Source organism: Agrobacterium sp. 719_389 (genome assembly GCF_900188475.1).
Taxonomy (GTDB): domain Bacteria; phylum Pseudomonadota; class Alphaproteobacteria; order Rhizobiales; family Rhizobiaceae; genus Agrobacterium; species Agrobacterium radiobacter.
On the sequence record NZ_FYEM01000008.1, the window covers coordinates 102,429 to 120,960 of the forward strand.

Sequence of the window (18,532 nt, forward strand, 5' to 3'; positions counted from 1 at the left end):
TCATGCTCAACCAGATCAAGGGCCTGCACCACGTCACGTCGATGGCGGCGAGCGCGCGCCAGAACAACAGTTTTTTCACCGATACGCTCGGCCTGCGCCGGGTGAAAAAGACGGTCAATTTCGACGCGCCTGACGTTTATCACCTCTATTATGGTGATGAAGTCGGCACGCCCGGCTCCGTCATGACCTATTTCCCGTTCCCGCATATCGCCCGCGGCCGTCCCGGCACCGGCGAGGTCGGCACGACGCTGTTTTCCGTTCCGGAAGGGTCGCTCGGCCACTGGCAGGACCGTCTTTCCAAGGCCGGCGTGGATGGCCTGAAGGCGGATGAAGCCTTTGGCAACAAGCGCCTGCATTTCGCAGGGCCCGATGGAGACGGTTTTGCGCTGGTCGAGGTCAGGGACGACAATCGTGCGCAGTGGATCGGCAACGGCGTCGGCGCGGATCAGGCGATCCATGGTTTTCAGGGCGCCTCCTTGCGACTTCGCGATGAAGGTGCGACGGCCGAGCTTTTGAAATTCATGGGTTATCAGGAAGTGGATCGCCAGGACGGCGTTCTGCGCCTCGGTATTCCCGGCGGTAACGGTGCCGACTTTATCGACATCGAAACCATGCCGAATATTTCTGGCGCGCGGCTGGGTGCGGGGTCCGTGCACCACATCGCCTTTGCGGTCGAAAACCGCGAAAAGCAGCTGGAGGTGCGCAAGGCGCTGATGGATACCGGCTATCAGGTGACGCCTGTCATTGACCGCGATTATTTCTGGGCGATCTATTTCCGCACCCCGGGCGGCGTGCTGTTCGAAGTGGCCACCAACGAGCCCGGTTTCGACCGCGACGAGGACACCGCCCATCTCGGCGAAGCGCTGAAGCTGCCCACCCAGCATGCGCACCTGCGCTCCGTGCTGGAAGAGCATCTGGAACCGCTGGGTGATGAGAAGGCGGTTTAACCTCTCGATAGTGTTGCCACGTATTTCTTCTCCCCGTTTGGGGAGAAGGTGGCCCGAAGGGTCGGATGAGGGGGCAACGCTCACGATAGACCGTACCCTTGCCCCCTCATCCCGCTACCGCGGACTTCTCCCCCTCGGGGAGAAGAAACAAGCCGTGTCCGTTCGCTCCACATGGCTGCTCTGCTTGGCCGAAGAGACCTTGCGGAAGCCGTTGAACCTCCTCCTTTCAGAAAGGATTCTCCCATGACCAAGGACAGCTATTTCCACAAATCCCGCGCCGGCGTTGCGGGCGCACCGCTTTTCGTTTTACTGCATGGCACCGGCGGTGATGAAAACCAGTTCTTCGATTTCGGCTCGCGCCTGTTGCCTGAGGCCACCATTCTCTCGCCGGTCGGCGATGTTTCCGAACACGGTGCGGCGCGGTTTTTCCGGCGCACGGGCGAGGGCGTCTACGACATGGCCGACCTTCAGCGCGCAACCGAAAAGCTCGCCGATTTCGTCAAGGCGAACCGGGAGCATTATCAGGCCGGGCCGGTCATCGGTCTCGGTTTTTCCAATGGCGCGAATATTCTTGCCAATGTGCTGATCGAACAGCCCGAGCTTTTCGACGCTGCGGTGCTGATGCATCCGCTCATCCCGTTCGAGCCGAAGATTTCTCCCGCCAAAGCCACGCGCCGGGTGCTGATCACCGCCGGTGAACGCGATCCGATCTGCCCCGTACCGCTGACGAAGGCGCTGGAACAGAGCCTCAAGGCGCAGGGTGGTGCGGTGGAAACCGTGTGGCATCCGGGCGGGCATGAAATCCGCTCGGGCGAGATCGATGCGGTCAGGGGTTTTCTGGCGGCTTATGGGGCGTAAAGTGCGGCGCTACTATCGGCTTTCTCTCTCAGGCGGGGAACTCAGGCGCATGCGGGCTTGACCCGAGGATGACGGCGGAGAGGTTTGGGCACTATCAACCGCAGACCAGGCTATTCCCGCCCCAGCCTCAGCGATATCCGCATTGCTGCAACTGCGCCTCGTAACGCAGCGCCATGTTGGCGGAGCGGCGGGCGGCCTTCTGGACCGCGGAATTGTTGCGCCAGCTGCCCTTCGCATAACCGCCATGGCCGGAATAATAAGCGAGGTAGAGATTATAGGGGTCGTTCAGCGAAATGCCGTTTTCGCGCCGGCTCTTTGCGTGATACCAGCCGACGAAGTGGATGGCGTCGGTGAAATCGGTGCGGCTTGCCGACCAGCGGCCGGTTTCACGCTGGTAAACACTCCATGTGCCGTCAAGCGCCTGCGCGTAACCATAAGCCGTCGACTGGCGTTTCCACGGAATGAAGCCGAGAAGCTTGGTGCGGGGCGGCCGTGCATAGGGGCGGAAGGCGGATTCGGTGTAGATCGTCGCCATCATGACAGGCACGGGCACGCCGAACTCCCGCTCGGCCGCTTTCGCGTCGCGCCGCCAATTGTTGAAGATGCCGTTCCGCTGCTCGAAAATCGCACAGGCATTGGTCACCTGCGACGGTGCGGTGGCGCAACCGGCGAGAACGAGCATCAGGAAAACAACGGCAGATACGCCACGCATAACGGAACCCTTTCGTTCCGCTATTCTTAAATTGCTAACCATTAACGTCGGGTTTTAAGACAAGGTTAATTCAAATGCCGCCGATCGGGCGGCCGTTAACCCGCTGAAAATTCCTGTGTCCGGGATGGGGCGAAACCGCCTCCGGAGCGCCTTTTTTCAAGATGCGTTTATCCCCGCGCGTCCCCGGTCCCGCCGGCCCGGCTATACTTGGCCCATCCCGGTCATCAGGCGTGCGCGCGGCGCAGGATGGGTGGGGCAGGCGGCCGAAACCGGGGAATTTCCCGATGTCACGGTTGAGGCGGCCGGCATATGCCCATCCTCCAAACAGGAACCGGTTTGGCGGGCGGGTCATATGTTTGAAGCCGGGGCCGCATCGTCTGCAAAACCCTGCAATACCCTTTGATACCCCCGCAGCGATGCGGCCCCTTTCTTGCTTCCCGACGTTGCCCCGGAATTCGCGGCGACGATACCGGCGCATATTCGAAAAAAAGCGTTCTCTGTACAAAAATGAAAACCGATAAAATTGTAGCAATCGGCTTAAAGCGGCTGAAAACAGTGCTGTGCCATTGTGGGATCACAGACGGGGAGCGGCCTTTGAAAGAGACGCTTCCACAAAACAGAAATCGAGACCGGCACAAGCCGGCGGATCGCAAAACGGGGTATGAAATGCTGAAGAAGATTATTGCTGCCGCTATCTGCGGAATTGCCGTTGCTTCCATGTCCACCCATGCCGATGCGGCTGGTGCTGCCGGTTTTGCCCGTGGTTTTGCCGCCGTCGAGAAAAGCGCCGTCACCCAGATCGGTATTTCCGCGCCGGGTGGTTTCAATGGCTGCGTTCTTGCCGCCGGCCAATGCGTTTCCACCATAGCCGCGCCGCTGACCGGCGAGCGTCGCGAGGAACTGCTGCGCGTCAACCGCGATGTGAACGCCACCATGGGCGCTCTCGATGATTATTTTTCCGGTTTTGCAGCCGATGTTCCGGCAACGCCGTCGTTGAGCCTTGGCGATTGTGGTGATTGCGCCGCGATCAAGCGCGCGGCTCTGGCCGGCGCCGGCTGGTCTTCCAGCGCCCTGCGCCTTGCCTTTTCGCTGAACAATGACGGATCGCTCGAAAAAGTGCTGATCGTTACCACCGACAAGGGCGATATCATCCTTGGCAACGCCGTCCTTTCTCCGGTGGAGCGCGAAACCGCGCTCTGACCTTTCGTTTGAGCATCGGAAACAGTTTTCGATCCGATGCTCCATTCTTTCATGCCTGCCAGACTACGCCGGTTTTCCTGATCCTTATGGGTTCAGGAAGCCGGCGATTTTTTTCGTTCCGCCACGGCAATGCCCGCCAGCGCCATGATGAGCGCCATGATCTGATAGGTGTGCAGGGTTTCGCTGAGCACGAAGACGGACAGCAGCGTGCCGAAGACGGGCACGAGGTTGATGAACAGGCCGGCGCGGTTGGCGCCGATCTGCTCCACGCCCTTGATGTAGAGAATCTGCGCGATGAGCGACGCAAAAATGGCGGCATAGACCACCAGCACCCAGCCCTTTTGATCCGGCCAGATGACGCTGTCGCGGGAGATTTCCCAGAAGATCAGCGGCAGGGAGGTGAGGAGCGCAAAAAAGGCGGGAATGGCCATCAGCGTGCGCCAGTCGACCGACGGTTTCCAGCGCAGGATGACGGTGTAGATGGCATAGACCAGCACGGCGAGCAGCATGATGGCGTCGCCGACATTCATTTCCAGCTGCAGCAGCGACATCGGATCGCCATGGGAGGCGAGAAGCGCCACGCCTGATACGGTAAGGCAGAAGCCGGCGATCTGGCCGAAGAGTACGCGGGTGCGGAACAGGATGAAGTTCAAGACGAAGATGACCATGGGAATGCCGGCCTGGATGACGGCGGCGTTGATGGCCGAGGTGTGCTGCAGGGCCGTGTAGAGAAACACGTTGAAGGCGGTATAACCGACGCTGCCGAGCACGAGGAAATAGGGCAGGCGTTTTTTCACCACCGGCCAGTCCTTGATGAGCTGCGGCACGGAAATGGCGAAGATGATGGCGACGGCGAAGACCCAGCGCAGGAAGGTGAAGGCCATGGGGCTGATGTGGCCGACGGCCAGCTTGCCGGCAACGGTGTTGCCGCCCCAGCAGAGCGTGGCGATGATGAGGGCGATATAGGCTTTGGAGGGCACGCTGATGTTTCGCTTCTTCACGGGGCGGGAAAACGGCTAAGGGGTGAATGGCGGTCTTGCGCCCGCGCTTGGCCCCCACGGGGCGAGATAATGCGGGAAATCCGCGCCTTGTCACGGAAAAAGCAAAATTCTCCATAAGAAACAGGGTCGCTTTCCGTAAAACAACACAGTATACATTCGCGGGTTTGGGTTTCCCATCGGGTTATCGGGCGCGCAAGCGCCATGAGCAGGAAAGCAAGAAATGACGAATGTTGTGGTGGTCGGCTCGCAATGGGGCGACGAAGGCAAAGGCAAGATTGTCGACTGGCTGTCCGAGCGGGCAGATGTCGTCGTGCGGTATCAGGGCGGCCATAATGCCGGCCATACACTTGTCATCGACGGTGTCAGCTACAAGCTTTCGCTTCTGCCGTCCGGCGTCGTGCGTCCCGGAAAGCTCGCCGTCATCGGCAATGGCGTCGTGGTCGATCCGCATGCGCTGATCGCCGAAATCGGCCGTCTGGAAGCGCAGGGCGTGAAGGTCACGCCGGAAAACCTGCGCATCGCCGACAATGCCACCCTCATTCTTTCGCTGCACCGCGAGCTGGACGGCATGCGCGAAGACGCCGCCTCCAACAGCGGCACCAAGATCGGCACCACCCGTCGCGGCATCGGCCCGGCTTACGAAGACAAGGTCGGTCGCCGCGCCATTCGCGTCATGGACCTCGCCGACATGGAAGCGCTTTCGGCCAAGGTCGACCGCATCCTGACGCATCACAATGCGCTGCGTCGCGGCTTCGGTGCCGCTGAAGTGTCGCATGAAACCATCATGGAGGAGCTGGGCTCGATTGCCGATCGCATCCTGCCGTTCAGCGAAACCGTCTGGCTGCTGCTCGACAAGAAGCGCCGCGCCGGTGCGCGCATCCTGTTTGAAGGTGCGCAGGGCTCGCTGCTCGATATCGATCACGGCACCTATCCTTATGTAACCTCGTCCAACACCGTTGCCGGCCAGGCAGCCGCCGGTTCAGGCATGGGTCCGGGTTCGCTGGGTTATATTCTCGGCATCACCAAGGCCTACACCACCCGTGTTGGCGAAGGCCCGTTCCCGACCGAACTGAATGACGAGATCGGCCAGTTCCTGGGCGAAAAGGGTCATGAATTCGGCACCGTCACCGGCCGCAAGCGCCGCTGCGGCTGGTTCGATGCCGCGCTGGTGCGCCAGTCGGTCGCCACCAATGGTATTACCGGCATCGCGCTCACCAAGCTTGACGTTCTCGACGGTCTCGACGAGCTGAAAATCTGCGTCGGCTACAAGCTTGACGGGCAGGAAATCGACCATCTTCCGGCCAGCCAGGGCGCGCAGGCGCGCGTCGAGCCGATTTACGTCACGCTGGAAGGCTGGAAGGAATCTACCGTCGGTGCCCGAAAATGGGCGGATTTGCCTGCTCAGGCAATCAAATATGTCCGTCAGGTCGAGGAATTGATCGGGGCGCCTGTCGCGCTTCTGTCGACAAGTCCGGAGCGTGACGACACCATACTTGTGACTGATCCGTTTGAGGATTAATGTCCTCGGCGATCTAGATTCATAAACCATATCGGGCCGGTACGTCGCCGGTCACGACGAGAAAGTGCTTATGGCGGATTTTGTAGCAGTCATTCGCAAGGCCGTGGATGGCTTGGCGAACAATACTCCCGAAAACCGGGCGAAGGTTTACGACAAGGCGCGCAGTGCGGTTGTGCGCCAACTCGAGAATATGAAGCCACGTCCGCCGGAAGAATTGTTGCGCCGGCAGATCGCCAAGCTGGACGCCGCCATCGCCGAGGTGGACAGCGAATATGCCGAGGCGCTTCCCGCGCTTGAGGATGATGACGCTGTCTCCCCGGCAGCCGAAGAGACGGCGGCATCCTATTACCAGCAGGATGCTGCCGACGCAGACGAGGCCCGCGCCGCTGAACCTGCGGAGCAGGCCGAGCGGGAAGAGGAACGGCACGAGCCGGTCCATGAAGAGCCCGCACCCGCCGAGCCTGCACGACCGGAGACGGTTTACGAAGAACCGGCCGAAGAGGAAGAGCCCCGGCACGCTGACGCCGTTGCCGCCGAGGAGCAGCGCCACGGCGAACACGAGCCGGAAGAGCTTTATGATGCGCCGGAAACGGTTCATGCCGCTCCGGCACCGGCACATGTTTCCGACGAGGCCGTTGGCACCTATTTCACGCGGGCGGATGAAGAGCCGGCTCAACAGCCCGAGCCTGAAACGGCGCTCGGCCCCGCCGATGATTCCGTTCCTTCCCATTGGGCGCAGCCGGTGGATGAGGACGACTGGCGCAAGCTTGATGAAGCGCGGGATGACGATCTGCGTCCGGCCGCCGAGGAATATGAAGAGGTTCGCAACGAGACCGACGAACGCCCGCTCGTTGCCGGTTACGCCGCGCAGCATTATCAGGAACCGGAAGTAAGCTTCGAGCCGGCCCCTTACGAAGAAGATGAGCGTCGCGAGGCGGACGACCATTTGGGCCCTGCCGCCGTGGAGCACGCGCCCGCCTTTGGCGGCCGGCACGATTTCGACGAACATCGCCAGACGGAAGAGCAGGCCCCGAAAAAGGCAGCCGTGGTCGAGGATTTCTCGTCCTATTTCCAGGATGCGGATATCGCCATTCCCGCCAAGGACGCGCCGGCGCTGCCGCGCGCGGATAACGATCCCTTCGGTGATCAGGCCGCGGCAAAGGACAATAAGGAACGCACACCCTGGGACGATCTGGACGAGCTGATCGGTTATGACGGCGCGTCGCCGTCCACCCGTCAGGCCTCGGACGAAACGAATGGCGTGGGCGCTGCCGCCGCGACGCCAGCCTATATGGTCAAGAAGAAGCCGCGTCGCAATTATGCCTCGCTGGTGCTGGCCCTTGTCGGCGTGGCGCTGCTTGCCGGCGGCGGTTATGCCGTGTGGATGAACCGCGATGCGCTGAACGATATGGTCGGCGGGCTGGTCAGCTCCGCACAGAACGGCGGCGCCAGCCAGACGTCTTCGAACGGCACGGGCGAGGCGCAGACCTCGACACCGCCGGCGACCCAGCAGTCGCCCGCCGCCGGGCAGCAGCCGACAACCCCGACCAACCATCAGACGCCGACCCATGGCGATGACGGCTCTGTCACCGGCACCAAGTTCACCCAGCGGCTTATGGCCGATGGCACCGAGCGTGACGAGGGACCTGCCGCCGGTGCGAACGGCCAGCCGGTGACGGCCGAAGGCCAGTCGGTCTATGAACAGAATGTCGCGCCGCCTCCTGCGGGCGAGGCTCCGGCCAATAATGCCGGTGCGCCGGCCGGCACGCCGCCGGCACAGCAGCCTGCCACTGCCGCGACCGGCGACCGCATGTTCCTTTACGAGGAAGTGCTGGGCCAGACGGTGCCGACCGCCATTCAGGGCAGCGTTTCCTGGTCGCTGCAGCAGGAAAGTGACGGCGAAGGCAAACCTTCGCCGACCGTGCAGGGCCAGATCACCGTTCCCGGCCGTGGCCTCAGCGCGCTCATCACCTTCAAGCGCAATACCGATCCGTCGCTGCCGGCGAGCCATCTGATCGAGATCGTCTTCTCGGTTTCGCCCGGCTTTGAAGGCGGGGCTATCGACAGCGTCCAGCGCATTGCGATGAAGAGCACCGAGCAGGATCGCGGCAACGCGCTGATCGCGGTTCCGGCCAAGATCACCGACGATTTCCACATGATCGCGCTCAACGACTTCCCGGATGCGATGAAGACCAATCTGGAGCTGCTGAAGAGCCGCAACTGGATCGACATTCCGGTGTCGTATCGTAATGGCCGGCGTGCGCTGCTGACCCTGCAAAAGGGCAATGACGGCGTCGCCGCCTTCGACAAGGCGCTCAGCGAATGGGCGGCGGCAGCGCCGGCGACCGGACAGTGATGATTTAAGGGCGGCTTAGGCCGCCCTTTTGTTATAAGGCAACGGGCGACGTGCTTATGGAATGGCTGCGGCGGTGTCTTTGCTTTGTCGGGTGATGGGTTTTGGGGATGTTGGTGGGTGCGGCTACCCCCCTCTGCCCTGCCGGGCATCTCCCCCACAGGTGGGGAGATCGACTCACGGCAAGGTTTCGCCTTCCTTGACAGTCGAGATAGCGCAACGCAGGCGCGTCTTGCCAAGCTCCCTCCTTGTGGGGGAGATGCCCGGCAGGGCAAAGGGGAGGGGTAAGCGGCATACTCCGAGCGCGGATACTTTCCCTACCGCTTTTCCTCCAGCACAATCGCGGGTCTCAGAGGCAGACCATTTCCCATCGTCCGCCTTTTACAAACAAAAAATCCCCGGCCGAAGGCCGAGGATGATTCATGATCAGCGCATTGGCGTCAAGAGCGCGCTGTCTTACGCGTCAACCACGCGCAACGCACGCGCGGCTTCCAGCGCTTCCTTCTGCACCGCTTCCTGCACCTTCTCAAAGGCGCGAACCTCGATCTGGCGCACGCGTTCGCGGCTGATGTCGAACTCGGAGGAGAGTTCTTCCAGCGTCACCGGATCTTCGGCAAGGCGACGGGCCTCGAAGATGCGGCGTTCGCGGTCGTTCAGCACGCCCATGGCCTTGGCCAGCATGCGTCGGCGGGTTTCCAGTTCGTCCTGCTCGATCAGCACGGCTTCCTGGCTTTCATGGTCATCCACCAGCCAGTCCTGCCATTGGCCGGATTCGCCCTCGGACGCCTTGATCGGCGCATTCAGCGACGCGTCGCCATGCAGGCGGCGGTTCATCGAGATGACTTCTTCCTCGGAAACCTGCAGCTTGGTGGCGATTTCCTTGACGTGCTCCGGCTTCAGATCGCCGTCGTCGATCGCCTGGATGCGGCCCTTCAGACGGCGCAGGTTGAAGAACAGACGCTTTTGGTTGGCCGTCGTGCCCATCTTCACCAGCGACCATGAGCGCAGGATATATTCCTGGATCGAGGCCTTGATCCACCACATGGCATAGGTGGCAAGACGGAAACCGCGTTCAGGATCGAACTTCTTGACCGCCTGCATCAGGCCGACATTGCCTTCGGACACGACTTCGCCGATCGGCAGGCCGTAACCGCGGTAACCCATGGCGATCTTGGCGACGAGACGCAGATGGCTGGTGACGAGCTTATGGGCGGCGTCGCGGTCACCATGCTCGGCGTAGCGCTTGCCAAGCATGTATTCTTCCTGCGGCTCCAGCATCGGAAATTTACGGATTTCGTCGAGATATCTATTGAGACCGGCTTCGCCGGCTGTAATCGTAGGCAAACTATTGCGGGCCATAAAGCACCCCCTTATCTATGGTCTGGAACGGCACCCTCTTTGGTCGGCGATTAACCCGCCGGAGGCGCACCGTAAGCTGCGGGTCGTTACCGACCCCGCACGAACCCATGTGACAGATATGTACGCGCCCGCTGCGTTTCAAGCGAACGCTGCGTTCACACATGCGTTATGTTGAGGCGACACCCTCTTTGACCCGTTTAACTTTCGAACGGTAGATTCGTTCCGAAAAACCGCCAAGGCCGGAGCGCACCATCAGCTCATACATGACCCGCCGGCGCATGGGATTATGAAGGCGAACCACCTTCGAGCCGAGGAATTGCGTCTCGACATGGGCAAGCGCCTGCAGATCGGGATCGGCGGCAATCGCGCCGGCATAGGTCGCGTGAAATTCCCGCCTGCAGACATAGGTCTTGTATTTGGTCATGCTGAAGCAGACGAGGCTATGGCCATGGGTGCGCAGGAAATCGGCGACGCCCACCGTCACCTCCGGCCAGGCGGGGTTGAAGGTATCGTCAAATACGATGACGCCGTGCGGCGCGGTCACCTCCATCGCCAGTTTCGCATCCGCCAGCACATGGTGCAGATGGTGGCCGCCATCGATGCTGAAGAACCGGGCCGGGCCGATCTTCGCGGTGATGTCGGCGGGGGCGAGCCGGGTGCTGTCGCCCCTGATGATCAGTTCCTCATCCATCGCAAAACCCAGCCGGCGACCGTTTTCCATCAGGCGCTCATATTGGTCGAGGCTGCCGTCTTCGGGCGGGTCGAGATCGAACAGGTCAACGCCCAGCACCTTTTCCTGCGGCTGAGCGAACTTGCGCAGCAGGAAATAGGAGCGGCCATAATAAACGCCGATTTCCGCCATGCCGCCATGGAGTTCGTTTTTCGTCTGGGCCTGCAGCAGCGCCTTGAAGACAAGCGCATCGGGCGGGTCGATATAGCCTTCGACGCTGCGCAATTCCTGAAATATAAACCGGCGGTCTTCGGTATTCATTCACGAGAGATCCCGTCATCATGCCGGTTCCGTTCGAGGGAGGCGAATTGAACGTTCGGCGTTTCCTGCGGCGTCAGTGGTCGCCAAGCTCTTGTGCGGCCACGGTTTTCACGGCGGCGGTTTCAAGTTTTGCGGGGCCGAGGAGGTGCGACGATTGAAGCGAAATTGGGGCGGTCTATAAAAAGGACCGACTGCGGAATATCGCTATCCGCTAATCTTTTTTTATTATCCGGGGCTTCTGGCGAAATACAGGGCGCAGTTTTTTGACCGCGCCAGACAGGTTTTCAGCTGCGCTGTGACGGGGTCACGGCGGCCTATGACGTTTTCAGCTATTAGGACGAATGTCCTATTGATTGTTTAGGTCGATCGTCCTAGTGTTGCAGATATGGAAATCGAAGCACGAGGACGAGATGCCGGCCGCCGATACACGTCAGCAGATTGTAGATGCCGCAGACCAGCTGTTTTATGAAACAGGCTTCGAGGCGACGTCGTTCGCCGATATCGCCGCCGCGGTAAACCTCTCGCGCGGGAATTTTTACTATCACTTCAAGACCAAGGACGAAATTCTGGCCGCAGTGATAAAGCAGCGACTGGCGAATACCCGCGCCATGCTGGATCGATGGCAGGCCGAGGGCCGGTCCCCTAGAGAGGCGATCCGCGATTTTATCCGCATGCTCGCCGTCAATGGCGATAAGATCATGGCGTATGGTTGCCCTGTCGGCACCCTCTGCAATGAGCTGTCGAAGCTGGATCACGCCGCCAAACCGCAGGCGGTGGCGATTTTTCTGATGTTCCGGGAATGGCTGGCGCAGCAGTTTCAGAAACTCGGTTACAACGGCGATTGCGATGTGCCGGCCACGCATCTGTTGATGCGAAGTCAGGGTGTGGCAACCTTGGCGACCGCCTTTGCCGACGAGGACTTCATCCGTCGCGAGATGGACGACATGTTTTGCTGGCTCGACGCACAGGTGCCGTCCGCTGCCCCAATTTCAAAACCAGAATGACAACCCGGTCGTCAGGAGCTTTTCATGTATGCCATTACCCTTCGTTTCGCCGACAGGAGCAAGGCGTCGCAATTTATGGACGCCCATAATGACTGGATCAGACGTGGTTTCGACGAGGGCGTTTTCCTTCTCGTCGGCAGTCTGCAACCGAATGCGGGCGGCGCGATCCTTGCGCATAATGCCTCGCGTGCGGAGATCGAGGCACGCATCAAGGATGACCCGTTCGTGGCGGAAGGGGTGGTGAGCGCCGATATTCTCGAGTTCACACCGGGCCGCACGGACGAACGTCTGGATTTTCTGAAGGCTTGAGCCGGCCGTCCATCGACGCCGGCTCCAGAGCATTTCCAGTATGCCCGGAAAAAGCGGAAATGCTCCAGCGTTCAGCCGCGCAATGCGGCGAGCAGCGCTTCCATGTCATCCGGCAGGTCGGTTTCGAACTCCATGACCTCGCCGGTGCGGGGATGTTCGAAGGCGAGCAGATAGGCATGCAGAGCCTGGCGCGGAAAGCGGCCAACGGTGCTTTTTGCCGGTTCTTCCAGCAGGTTCGCCTTGGTGCGGAAGGCCGCGCCATATTCGGGGTCACCGATCAGCGGATTGCCGATATGGGCCATGTGCACGCGGATCTGGTGGGTGCGGCCGGTTTCCAGGCGGCATTCCACCATCGAGGCGAGGCAGGTGGCGTCCGGCCGTTCATGGTAACGCTCCATCACCTCATAATGGGTGATCGCCTCGCGGGCATCGTCCGAATCCTCGTGCTTGACGGCGCGTTTGGTGCGGTCGGCACTGCGGCCGAGTGCTGCGTCGATGGTGCCGCGCAGGGTGCGCGGGCGGCCCCAGACGACGGCCTTGTAGGCCCGCTCCAAAGGTCCGGTGCGGCCATGATCGGCAAATTGGGCGGCGAGATGCCGGTGGGCATTGTCGTTCTTCGCCACAACCATGACGCCTGAGGTTTCCTTGTCCAGCCGGTGCACGATACCCGGCCGCTTGACGCCGCCAATGCCGGAGAGGCTGTCGCCGCAATGGTGGATAAGGGCGTTGACCAGCGTTCCCGTCCAGTTGCCGGCGCCCGGATGCACGACGAGACCGGCGGGCTTGACGAGCACGATCAGGTCTTCATCCTCATATTCCACGTCGAGCGGAATGTCCTCGCCCTTGGGTTCCGGGTCTTCCGGTTCCGGCATCACGATTTCGATGCGATCGCCGGGATGCACCTTCTTTTTCGGCTCCGTCACCGGCTGGCCGTTGAGGGAAACCGCGCCCTGTTCGATCAGCGCCTTCAGGCGGCTGCGGGAGAAGTCGCCGCTCACCTCACCCGCCAGCCAGGAATCGAGGCGGCCTTCGGCGTCTTCCCCGGCAATCAGGACTTTCCTTGCGTCTCCGCCTTGTTTAAAGGGGTCGTTCATTCTTATTTTTCCGATCCATCAGCATTTCAGGGAACCCGATGACGCAGATCGAGCAAGACGAACAGGAAGACAAGCCGCTTGATCCGGCCATGGAAAAAGTTCGCCGCAAGATGATCCGTTTGCAGATCGTGTCGGGCTCCGTGATGTTTATCAGCCTTATGGCCGTCTTCGGTGCGGTTGTCTACAAGGCGATGGGGCCGTCGAAAGCGGTTCAGACCCAGAACGAAGCGCCAAACCTTGCCGTCCCGACCGGTAATGGCCCGCTTGCCGTCACCGCGAGCCTGCCGCAAGGCTTTGTGATCGACAATGTCAGCTATTCCGGCGGCGACATGCTGTTTTACGGCCGGCTGGCCAATGGCACCCGCAAGGCGCTGGTCTTCAATGTCGCGGCCGGCCGGTTCCTTGCCGATGTGACTGTTGATGGCCAGTGAGGGCGATGACCGGCTGGATGGGCGGGCGCTGATCCCGGTCGAAGATCCCGCCGATCCGCGCATCGCCGCCTTTCGCGATATTCGCGAGCGCGACCTCACCGGCCGGCAGGGCCGTTTCATTGCCGAAGGCACGGTGGTGCTGCGCATGCTGGCCGCCGCCCACAAGTCGGGCGGTGCCTTTGCGGCGGAAAGCATCCTCATCCTCAGAAACCGGCTGTCCGGTGTTGCGGATATTCTTGCCGATTTCCCTGATGATGTGCCTGTTTACGTGGCTGAAGCGCCGGTGCTTGACGGCATTGTCGGTTTTCACCTGCATCGCGGCATTCTGGCGCTCGGCCGCCGGGTTCAGGATCGCGGGCTCACCGAAATGACGGCGGCGCTTCCTCCGTCTTCGCTGGTGCTCGTGGGCTGCGGCATTTCCAATCACGATAATCTCGGGGCGATGTTCCGCAATGCGGCGGCCTTTTATGCCGATGCGGTGTTTCTCGACGAGACCTGCTGCGATCCGCTCTATCGCAAGGCGCTGCGTGTTTCCGTCGGATCGGTTCTTTCGGTTCCCTATCATCGCGGCGGCGGAGCGGTGGAGATGCTGGAACAGCTCTCCGAGGCCGGTTTTGCGATCTGGAGCCTTTCGCCTGGCGGCGAGACCGAGATCCGCGATATTCCCCGCTCCGAGCGCATGGCGCTTGTCATCGGCACGGAAGGCGAGGGGTTGCCGCAATCGGTGCTCTCGCGGTTTCATACGGCACGGATCGCGCAGTCGCCGCAGCTGGATAGCTTGAATGCGGGGACGGCTTCGGGGCTGGCGCTTTATCAGATGGCGGGGGTGATCGGGCGGGTTTAGGCCATCGGTGGGTGTGGTTTACCCCCCTCTGCCCTGCCGGGCATCTCCCCCTCAAGGGGGGAGATCGGCAAGCGGCGCTACCACCGCTTCATTCGCAAACATTGAGATGGACGAGAGCCAACCGCGAGTCGATCTCCCCCCTTGAGGGGGAGATGCCCGGCAGGGCAGAGGGGGGTAAGCCGCACACTCAACGCGGGGTAAACCACACCCGCCGAAGGCCTAATGTTTCCGCTTCTCCATCACCACTTTCGCCCGCTTCGCAAGGCTGTCCCGCCCCGATGAGCCGGAGGCCTTGGCAAGCAGCCCCGGAATGGGCGATGTCTCGCCCTCCTGCGCCGCCGTGAGCGCGATCATCTCGGCGGCGATCCTTGCGATTTCGCGGCGGATCGGTTCGTCATTGCCGGTGCCGCGCACATTCAGCAGGCGCTCGGTGAGAGCGGTGCCCTGATTGCGGATATCCTCGATTTCCTGTTCCAGACCTTCTGACGCCGGCGCCGTTGTCTTCTCAACCGGTGAGATGGCTGCCTCCTCGGCGGCGACCACGGGTGTCGCCTCTGCTTCGGCGACGGGTGCGACTTCAAGCGCGGCGGCGGGGACCGGCTGTGGCGGCGGGTTTACCGCCTTCTCAACCGGCACTGCAGGGTTCGGCAGACGAATGATCATGTCGTTGGCGCGGCCGCCGGTTGCGGCAAGCTGTTCCTTGAGGCGGGTGGCTTCCTGGTTGCGCAGCGTCAGCATCGTGTCGAGATCGGCGTTTTTCGCCATTAGCGTGGCGACCTGTTCCTCCAGCCGGGTGACCTTGCGGCTTTCGCGGGCAACCGCCGTCATGGCTTCCTTGTTGCGGGCCGCCACGTCCTGCAGTTCACGGGTCGCCGTCTCGCCTTCCTTGCGGAAGCGCGTGGCGCTCTGCTTTGCCTGTTCTGCTTCGAGGTCGCGGGTGGCGGCGAGGATTTTCGAATCATCCAGCTCGCGCGTCAGATTGGTCAGGCGGGCGGTGAGATCGGACATCTGGCTGGCGCGCTCGTTGGCGGCCTGCTCCTGCTGTGCGAGGTTTGCCTGCACGGCGCCGGCGCGTGCTTCGCTGGCATCAAGCGCTGCGCGCAATTCGCCGATCTCCAGCGTCAGCTCCTCGATTCTCAGGGAGAAGCTGCGGTTCTGCTCGCCAAGGCGATAGGCATCGCTGGAAGCGGCTTCATTGGCGAGGCGCAGCGAGGTGTTCTTTTCCCGTTCCGTATCCAGTTCCTGGCGGACCTTGGCGTTTTCGGCGGCGTAGAGCGCACGCGCCATGTCTTTTTGCGCGCGAACTTCCTGCGGGCTGATGGGCATTGTCGCGCGTATACGATTTTCCGTATAGGCGACGATGCGGCGATGGATCGCGGGTGCGATCAGCAGGGCCAGCAGGGTTGCGGTGAGAAAACCCAATCCGAAGAGAATGGCATATTCGATCACGCGGGACAGTCTCCGAAACTCAGATACGCGCGCATTCGGAAAGAGGGGCGCGAAAACACGTTACGCTATTATTGCAACCGTGGGGAGGGGTCTCCGGGCAATTGCAAAACGGCGAGGGCGCCGCGTAATTCTTCTCCCCGGGGAGAGAAGCCGCGGCAGCGGGATGAGGGGCGAGGGTGGTGAGATACGGCAACGTTGCCCCCTCATCCGACCCTTCGGGCCACCTTCTCCCCGGCGGGGAGAAGAAAGGATGCCGCACCGTCCCGTCTTATCAGAAGGGGTTCCAGGTCGGCTGCTGGGTGAGCTTCAGGTAGCCGACATTGATGCCGAGGCGCGCGCCGATGCCGGTGCGGATGGGCGCCAGCGTGACATCGCTGCTTTTCAGATAGGTCATGCCGACGCCAGCGACGATGAAGGCGGAGCCGCTGACGCCGCCGTAACGGCGGTAAAGCGCATCGACGGAAGGCAGGTTGTAGACCAGCATCATGGCGCGGGTGCCCTGGCCGCCGTAGTCGAGGCCGAGCGACGGGCCCTGCCAGAAGACCGGGTGCTGGCCGGCATTCTTGGTGTAGAGCGTGCCTTCGCCATAGGTGAGGCCCGCGACGAAAGCGCCGGAGCCTTCCTGGCCGAGAATGTAACCGTTCGGAAGACCGTATTGCTGGAAGGCGCGCTCCACCACCTTGGCAAGGCCGCCGGTGGTTTCACCGAAGAATCCGTGGCCTGCATCCACGACTTCCTGGAACGAATATTGATCGCTGTTCTGGGCCGAGGCCGGTGCGACCCACATCAAGAGGCTCGCAAGGAGCGCGACAATCTTTCCCAGTCCGAGGCGTGCAATGGTGCGGGTTTTCGTAAGGCGCATCGTCATGTCCGTCCGTCTGTTTCGTTAGCGCACAAGCCCGAAAATCCGAATCGGTTTTCGAAAGGGCCGGTCGCGCAGAGTCAAAGTTCTACAGCATGTTTCGTGCATCCTTGCGGATACACGGGGCTCCAGTGTGGCCTGTTAAGGCATTTGGCATTTTGAAACCATCCTATTAACAATCGGTTTACCAAATATGGTGTCATTATGGCTTAACAATTTCCACACCGTCCGCGCCTCCCTTGCGCAGGAGAGAATTTTATGACCAGCAAACTCAATATCACGCTGTCCGGTCCCGATCTGGCGGCTCTTCTGTGCAGCCGTGTGTGCCATGACGTTATTTCTCCTGTCGGCGCCATCAATAACGGCCTCGAACTTCTGGACGAGGGCGGCACGGACGACGACGCGCTTGATCTCATCCGCACGTCAGCCCTTAACGCATCCGTGCGGCTGAAGTTCGCCCGCCTCGCATTTGGTGCTTCCGGCTCCGCTGGAGCGTCCATCGACACCGGTGAGGCCGAAAAGGCTGCCCAGGATTTCGCTGCCGCCGAAAAGAAGGCGGAAGTGAGCTGGAACGGCCCGCGCGCCATCGTTGCGAAGAATCGTGTCAAACTTCTGCTCAACCTTTTCCTGGTGGCTTACGGCGCCATTCCGCGTGGCGGCAATGTGGATGTGCTGCTGGAAAGCCCCGATGGCGACGCCAGGTTCGAAATCACTGTCAAGGGCCGGATGATGCGCGTGCCGGCCAAGTTCGTGGAAATTTACGAAGGCCGGCTGGAAGAGGCGGTCGACGCCCATTCCGTTCAGCCCTATTACACGCTGCTTCTGGCCGAAGAGGCCAATATGGCGGTGGAATACAAGGTGCATGACGATCGCATCGTGTTTACGGCGAAGACGATTACGGAGTGATCGTTTCGATGCGACAGTGACGCCATCAGGGTCGGGCCGGCTTTTGCCAGCGCCCGGCCCTTTTCTGTTCAGAGGAGGAGGTCTCATGATCCGTGTCGAAACCGCGCGTCTTTTGCTGCGGCCGCATGCCATCGAGGACGAAGCACGTTATTGCGCCTTCTGGAGCGCGGATGTTCATCCGATCCCCGGCGTGAGCTCGATTGCGCCGCTCGATCCCGAACTCGCTTTTGCGCGGCTCCTGCGTTTCATCGGCCACTGGTCCGTCTTCGGTTTCGGCCCCTTCGTGGTGGAGGAAACCGCCACGGGACGAATCGTCGGCGAGGTGGGCCTGGCTCATATGCGCCGTGGACATGGCGCGGATTTCGACACCGCGCCGGAGGCCATGTGGAAGATCGACAGGGATCTGACGGGCAAGGGCGTGGCCAGCGAAGCGGTGCAGGCGGCCCTTGGCTGGTTCGATGCGAAAGGCGTATCGAACCGGGTCGTCTGCATGATCGATCCGCTGAATACGCCGTCGCTCGCGATCGCCGCCCGTTTCGGCTTCTGTCCTTTCCGGGAGACGACCTTCCGCGACAGTCCCGTGCGGCTTTTCGAGCGAATAACGGATATTGAGCGCACTCCATTGCAGGCAGGTGTCTGAGGGAGGAGCTGCTGTCTCGATTGCGTTTCAGGACGACCTGAAACCTGTTTGAG

18 protein-coding genes are annotated in these 18,532 nt (G+C 61.3%); 11 read left to right on the forward strand and 7 right to left on the reverse strand.

Features of this window, described 5'->3' with window-relative positions; all coding sequences use genetic code 11:
* Positions 1–2: 2 nt before the first annotated feature.
* Together CFB10_RS15720 and CFB10_RS15725 are read left to right on the forward strand one after the other, a co-directional pair.
* Positions 3–947: a VOC family protein gene (locus CFB10_RS15720; protein ID WP_020011639.1), complete on the forward strand. Its 945-nt coding sequence runs from the start codon at positions 3–5 to the stop codon at positions 945–947.
* Between the two features lie 243 nt (positions 948–1,190).
* Complete coding sequence (locus tag CFB10_RS15725) at positions 1,191–1,805, forward strand: alpha/beta hydrolase (RefSeq protein ID WP_020011638.1); 615 nt, start codon at positions 1,191–1,193, stop codon at positions 1,803–1,805.
* Between the two features lie 127 nt (positions 1,806–1,932).
* On the opposite strand, the gene CFB10_RS15730 is transcribed toward CFB10_RS15725, so the two are convergent.
* Positions 1,933–2,517, reverse strand: coding sequence for a transglycosylase SLT domain-containing protein (locus tag CFB10_RS15730; protein WP_020011637.1), 585 nt, complete (start codon positions 2,515–2,517; stop codon positions 1,933–1,935).
* A gap of 666 nt (positions 2,518–3,183) precedes the next feature.
* Here CFB10_RS15730 and CFB10_RS15740 point away from each other — a divergent pair.
* The gene (locus CFB10_RS15740; RefSeq protein WP_020011636.1) at positions 3,184–3,717 is read left to right on the forward strand and encodes a transglutaminase-like cysteine peptidase; all 534 of its coding nucleotides are present in this window, start codon (positions 3,184–3,186) and stop codon (positions 3,715–3,717) included.
* A gap of 92 nt (positions 3,718–3,809) precedes the next feature.
* On the opposite strand, the gene CFB10_RS15745 is transcribed toward CFB10_RS15740, so the two are convergent.
* Positions 3,810–4,697 (reverse strand): DMT family transporter, encoded by an 888-nt coding sequence (locus tag CFB10_RS15745; protein WP_026363919.1) that lies wholly within the window; start codon positions 4,695–4,697, stop codon positions 3,810–3,812.
* 241 nt (positions 4,698–4,938) lie between these two features.
* Between CFB10_RS15745 and CFB10_RS15750 the strand changes: the two genes are divergently transcribed.
* Both CFB10_RS15750 and CFB10_RS15755 read left to right on the forward strand, forming a co-directional pair.
* Positions 4,939–6,237, forward strand: coding sequence for an adenylosuccinate synthase (locus CFB10_RS15750; protein WP_020011634.1), 1,299 nt, complete (start codon positions 4,939–4,941; stop codon positions 6,235–6,237).
* A 70-nt stretch (positions 6,238–6,307) separates the two neighbouring features.
* A complete protein-coding gene (locus CFB10_RS15755; RefSeq protein ID WP_026363918.1) occupies positions 6,308–8,593 on the forward strand; it encodes a hypothetical protein in 2,286 nt (761 codons plus the stop codon).
* Between the two features lie 453 nt (positions 8,594–9,046).
* Here the strand turns inward: CFB10_RS15755 and rpoH are convergent, their stop codons facing one another.
* Together rpoH and CFB10_RS15765 are read right to left on the reverse strand one after the other, a co-directional pair.
* The gene (gene rpoH, locus CFB10_RS15760) at positions 9,047–9,949 is read right to left on the reverse strand and encodes an RNA polymerase sigma factor RpoH (protein WP_003491840.1); all 903 of its coding nucleotides are present in this window, start codon (positions 9,947–9,949) and stop codon (positions 9,047–9,049) included.
* 166 nt (positions 9,950–10,115) lie between these two features.
* A complete protein-coding gene (locus CFB10_RS15765) occupies positions 10,116–10,940 on the reverse strand; it encodes a class I SAM-dependent methyltransferase (protein ID WP_020011631.1) in 825 nt (274 codons plus the stop codon).
* Between the two features lie 410 nt (positions 10,941–11,350).
* Between CFB10_RS15765 and CFB10_RS15770 the strand changes: the two genes are divergently transcribed.
* Positions 11,351–11,944 (forward strand): TetR/AcrR family transcriptional regulator, encoded by a 594-nt coding sequence (locus CFB10_RS15770; RefSeq protein WP_020011630.1) that lies wholly within the window; start codon positions 11,351–11,353, stop codon positions 11,942–11,944.
* Between the two features lie 24 nt (positions 11,945–11,968).
* A complete protein-coding gene (locus tag CFB10_RS15775) occupies positions 11,969–12,253 on the forward strand; it encodes a YciI family protein (protein WP_020011629.1) in 285 nt (94 codons plus the stop codon).
* A gap of 71 nt (positions 12,254–12,324) precedes the next feature.
* On the opposite strand, the gene CFB10_RS15780 is transcribed toward CFB10_RS15775, so the two are convergent.
* Complete coding sequence (locus CFB10_RS15780) at positions 12,325–13,347, reverse strand: RluA family pseudouridine synthase (RefSeq protein ID WP_020011628.1); 1,023 nt, start codon at positions 13,345–13,347, stop codon at positions 12,325–12,327.
* 38 nt (positions 13,348–13,385) lie between these two features.
* On the opposite strand from CFB10_RS15780, the gene CFB10_RS15785 reads away from it, so the two are divergent.
* Both CFB10_RS15785 and CFB10_RS15790 read left to right on the forward strand, forming a co-directional pair.
* Positions 13,386–13,778: a membrane protein gene (locus tag CFB10_RS15785; RefSeq protein WP_020011627.1), complete on the forward strand. Its 393-nt coding sequence runs from the start codon at positions 13,386–13,388 to the stop codon at positions 13,776–13,778.
* Positions 13,768–14,622, forward strand: coding sequence for an RNA methyltransferase (locus tag CFB10_RS15790; RefSeq protein ID WP_020011626.1), 855 nt, complete (start codon positions 13,768–13,770; stop codon positions 14,620–14,622). The genes CFB10_RS15785 and CFB10_RS15790 overlap by 11 nt, the downstream gene beginning before the upstream one ends.
* A gap of 219 nt (positions 14,623–14,841) precedes the next feature.
* Here the strand turns inward: CFB10_RS15790 and CFB10_RS15795 are convergent, their stop codons facing one another.
* Together CFB10_RS15795 and CFB10_RS15800 are read right to left on the reverse strand one after the other, a co-directional pair.
* Positions 14,842–16,071: a hypothetical protein gene (locus CFB10_RS15795; RefSeq protein WP_020011625.1), complete on the reverse strand. Its 1,230-nt coding sequence runs from the start codon at positions 16,069–16,071 to the stop codon at positions 14,842–14,844.
* A gap of 271 nt (positions 16,072–16,342) precedes the next feature.
* Positions 16,343–16,939, reverse strand: a complete 597-nt coding sequence (locus CFB10_RS15800; protein WP_020011624.1) for a DUF1134 domain-containing protein — start codon at positions 16,937–16,939, stop codon at positions 16,343–16,345.
* A 252-nt stretch (positions 16,940–17,191) separates the two neighbouring features.
* On the opposite strand from CFB10_RS15800, the gene chpT reads away from it, so the two are divergent.
* Both chpT and CFB10_RS15810 read left to right on the forward strand, forming a co-directional pair.
* Positions 17,192–17,839, forward strand: a complete 648-nt coding sequence (chpT, locus tag CFB10_RS15805) for a histidine phosphotransferase ChpT (protein WP_020011623.1) — start codon at positions 17,192–17,194, stop codon at positions 17,837–17,839.
* Positions 17,840–17,924: 85 nt separating this feature from the next.
* Positions 17,925–18,479 (forward strand): GNAT family N-acetyltransferase, encoded by a 555-nt coding sequence (locus CFB10_RS15810; RefSeq protein ID WP_020011622.1) that lies wholly within the window; start codon positions 17,925–17,927, stop codon positions 18,477–18,479.
* Positions 18,480–18,532: the final 53 nt, after the last annotated feature.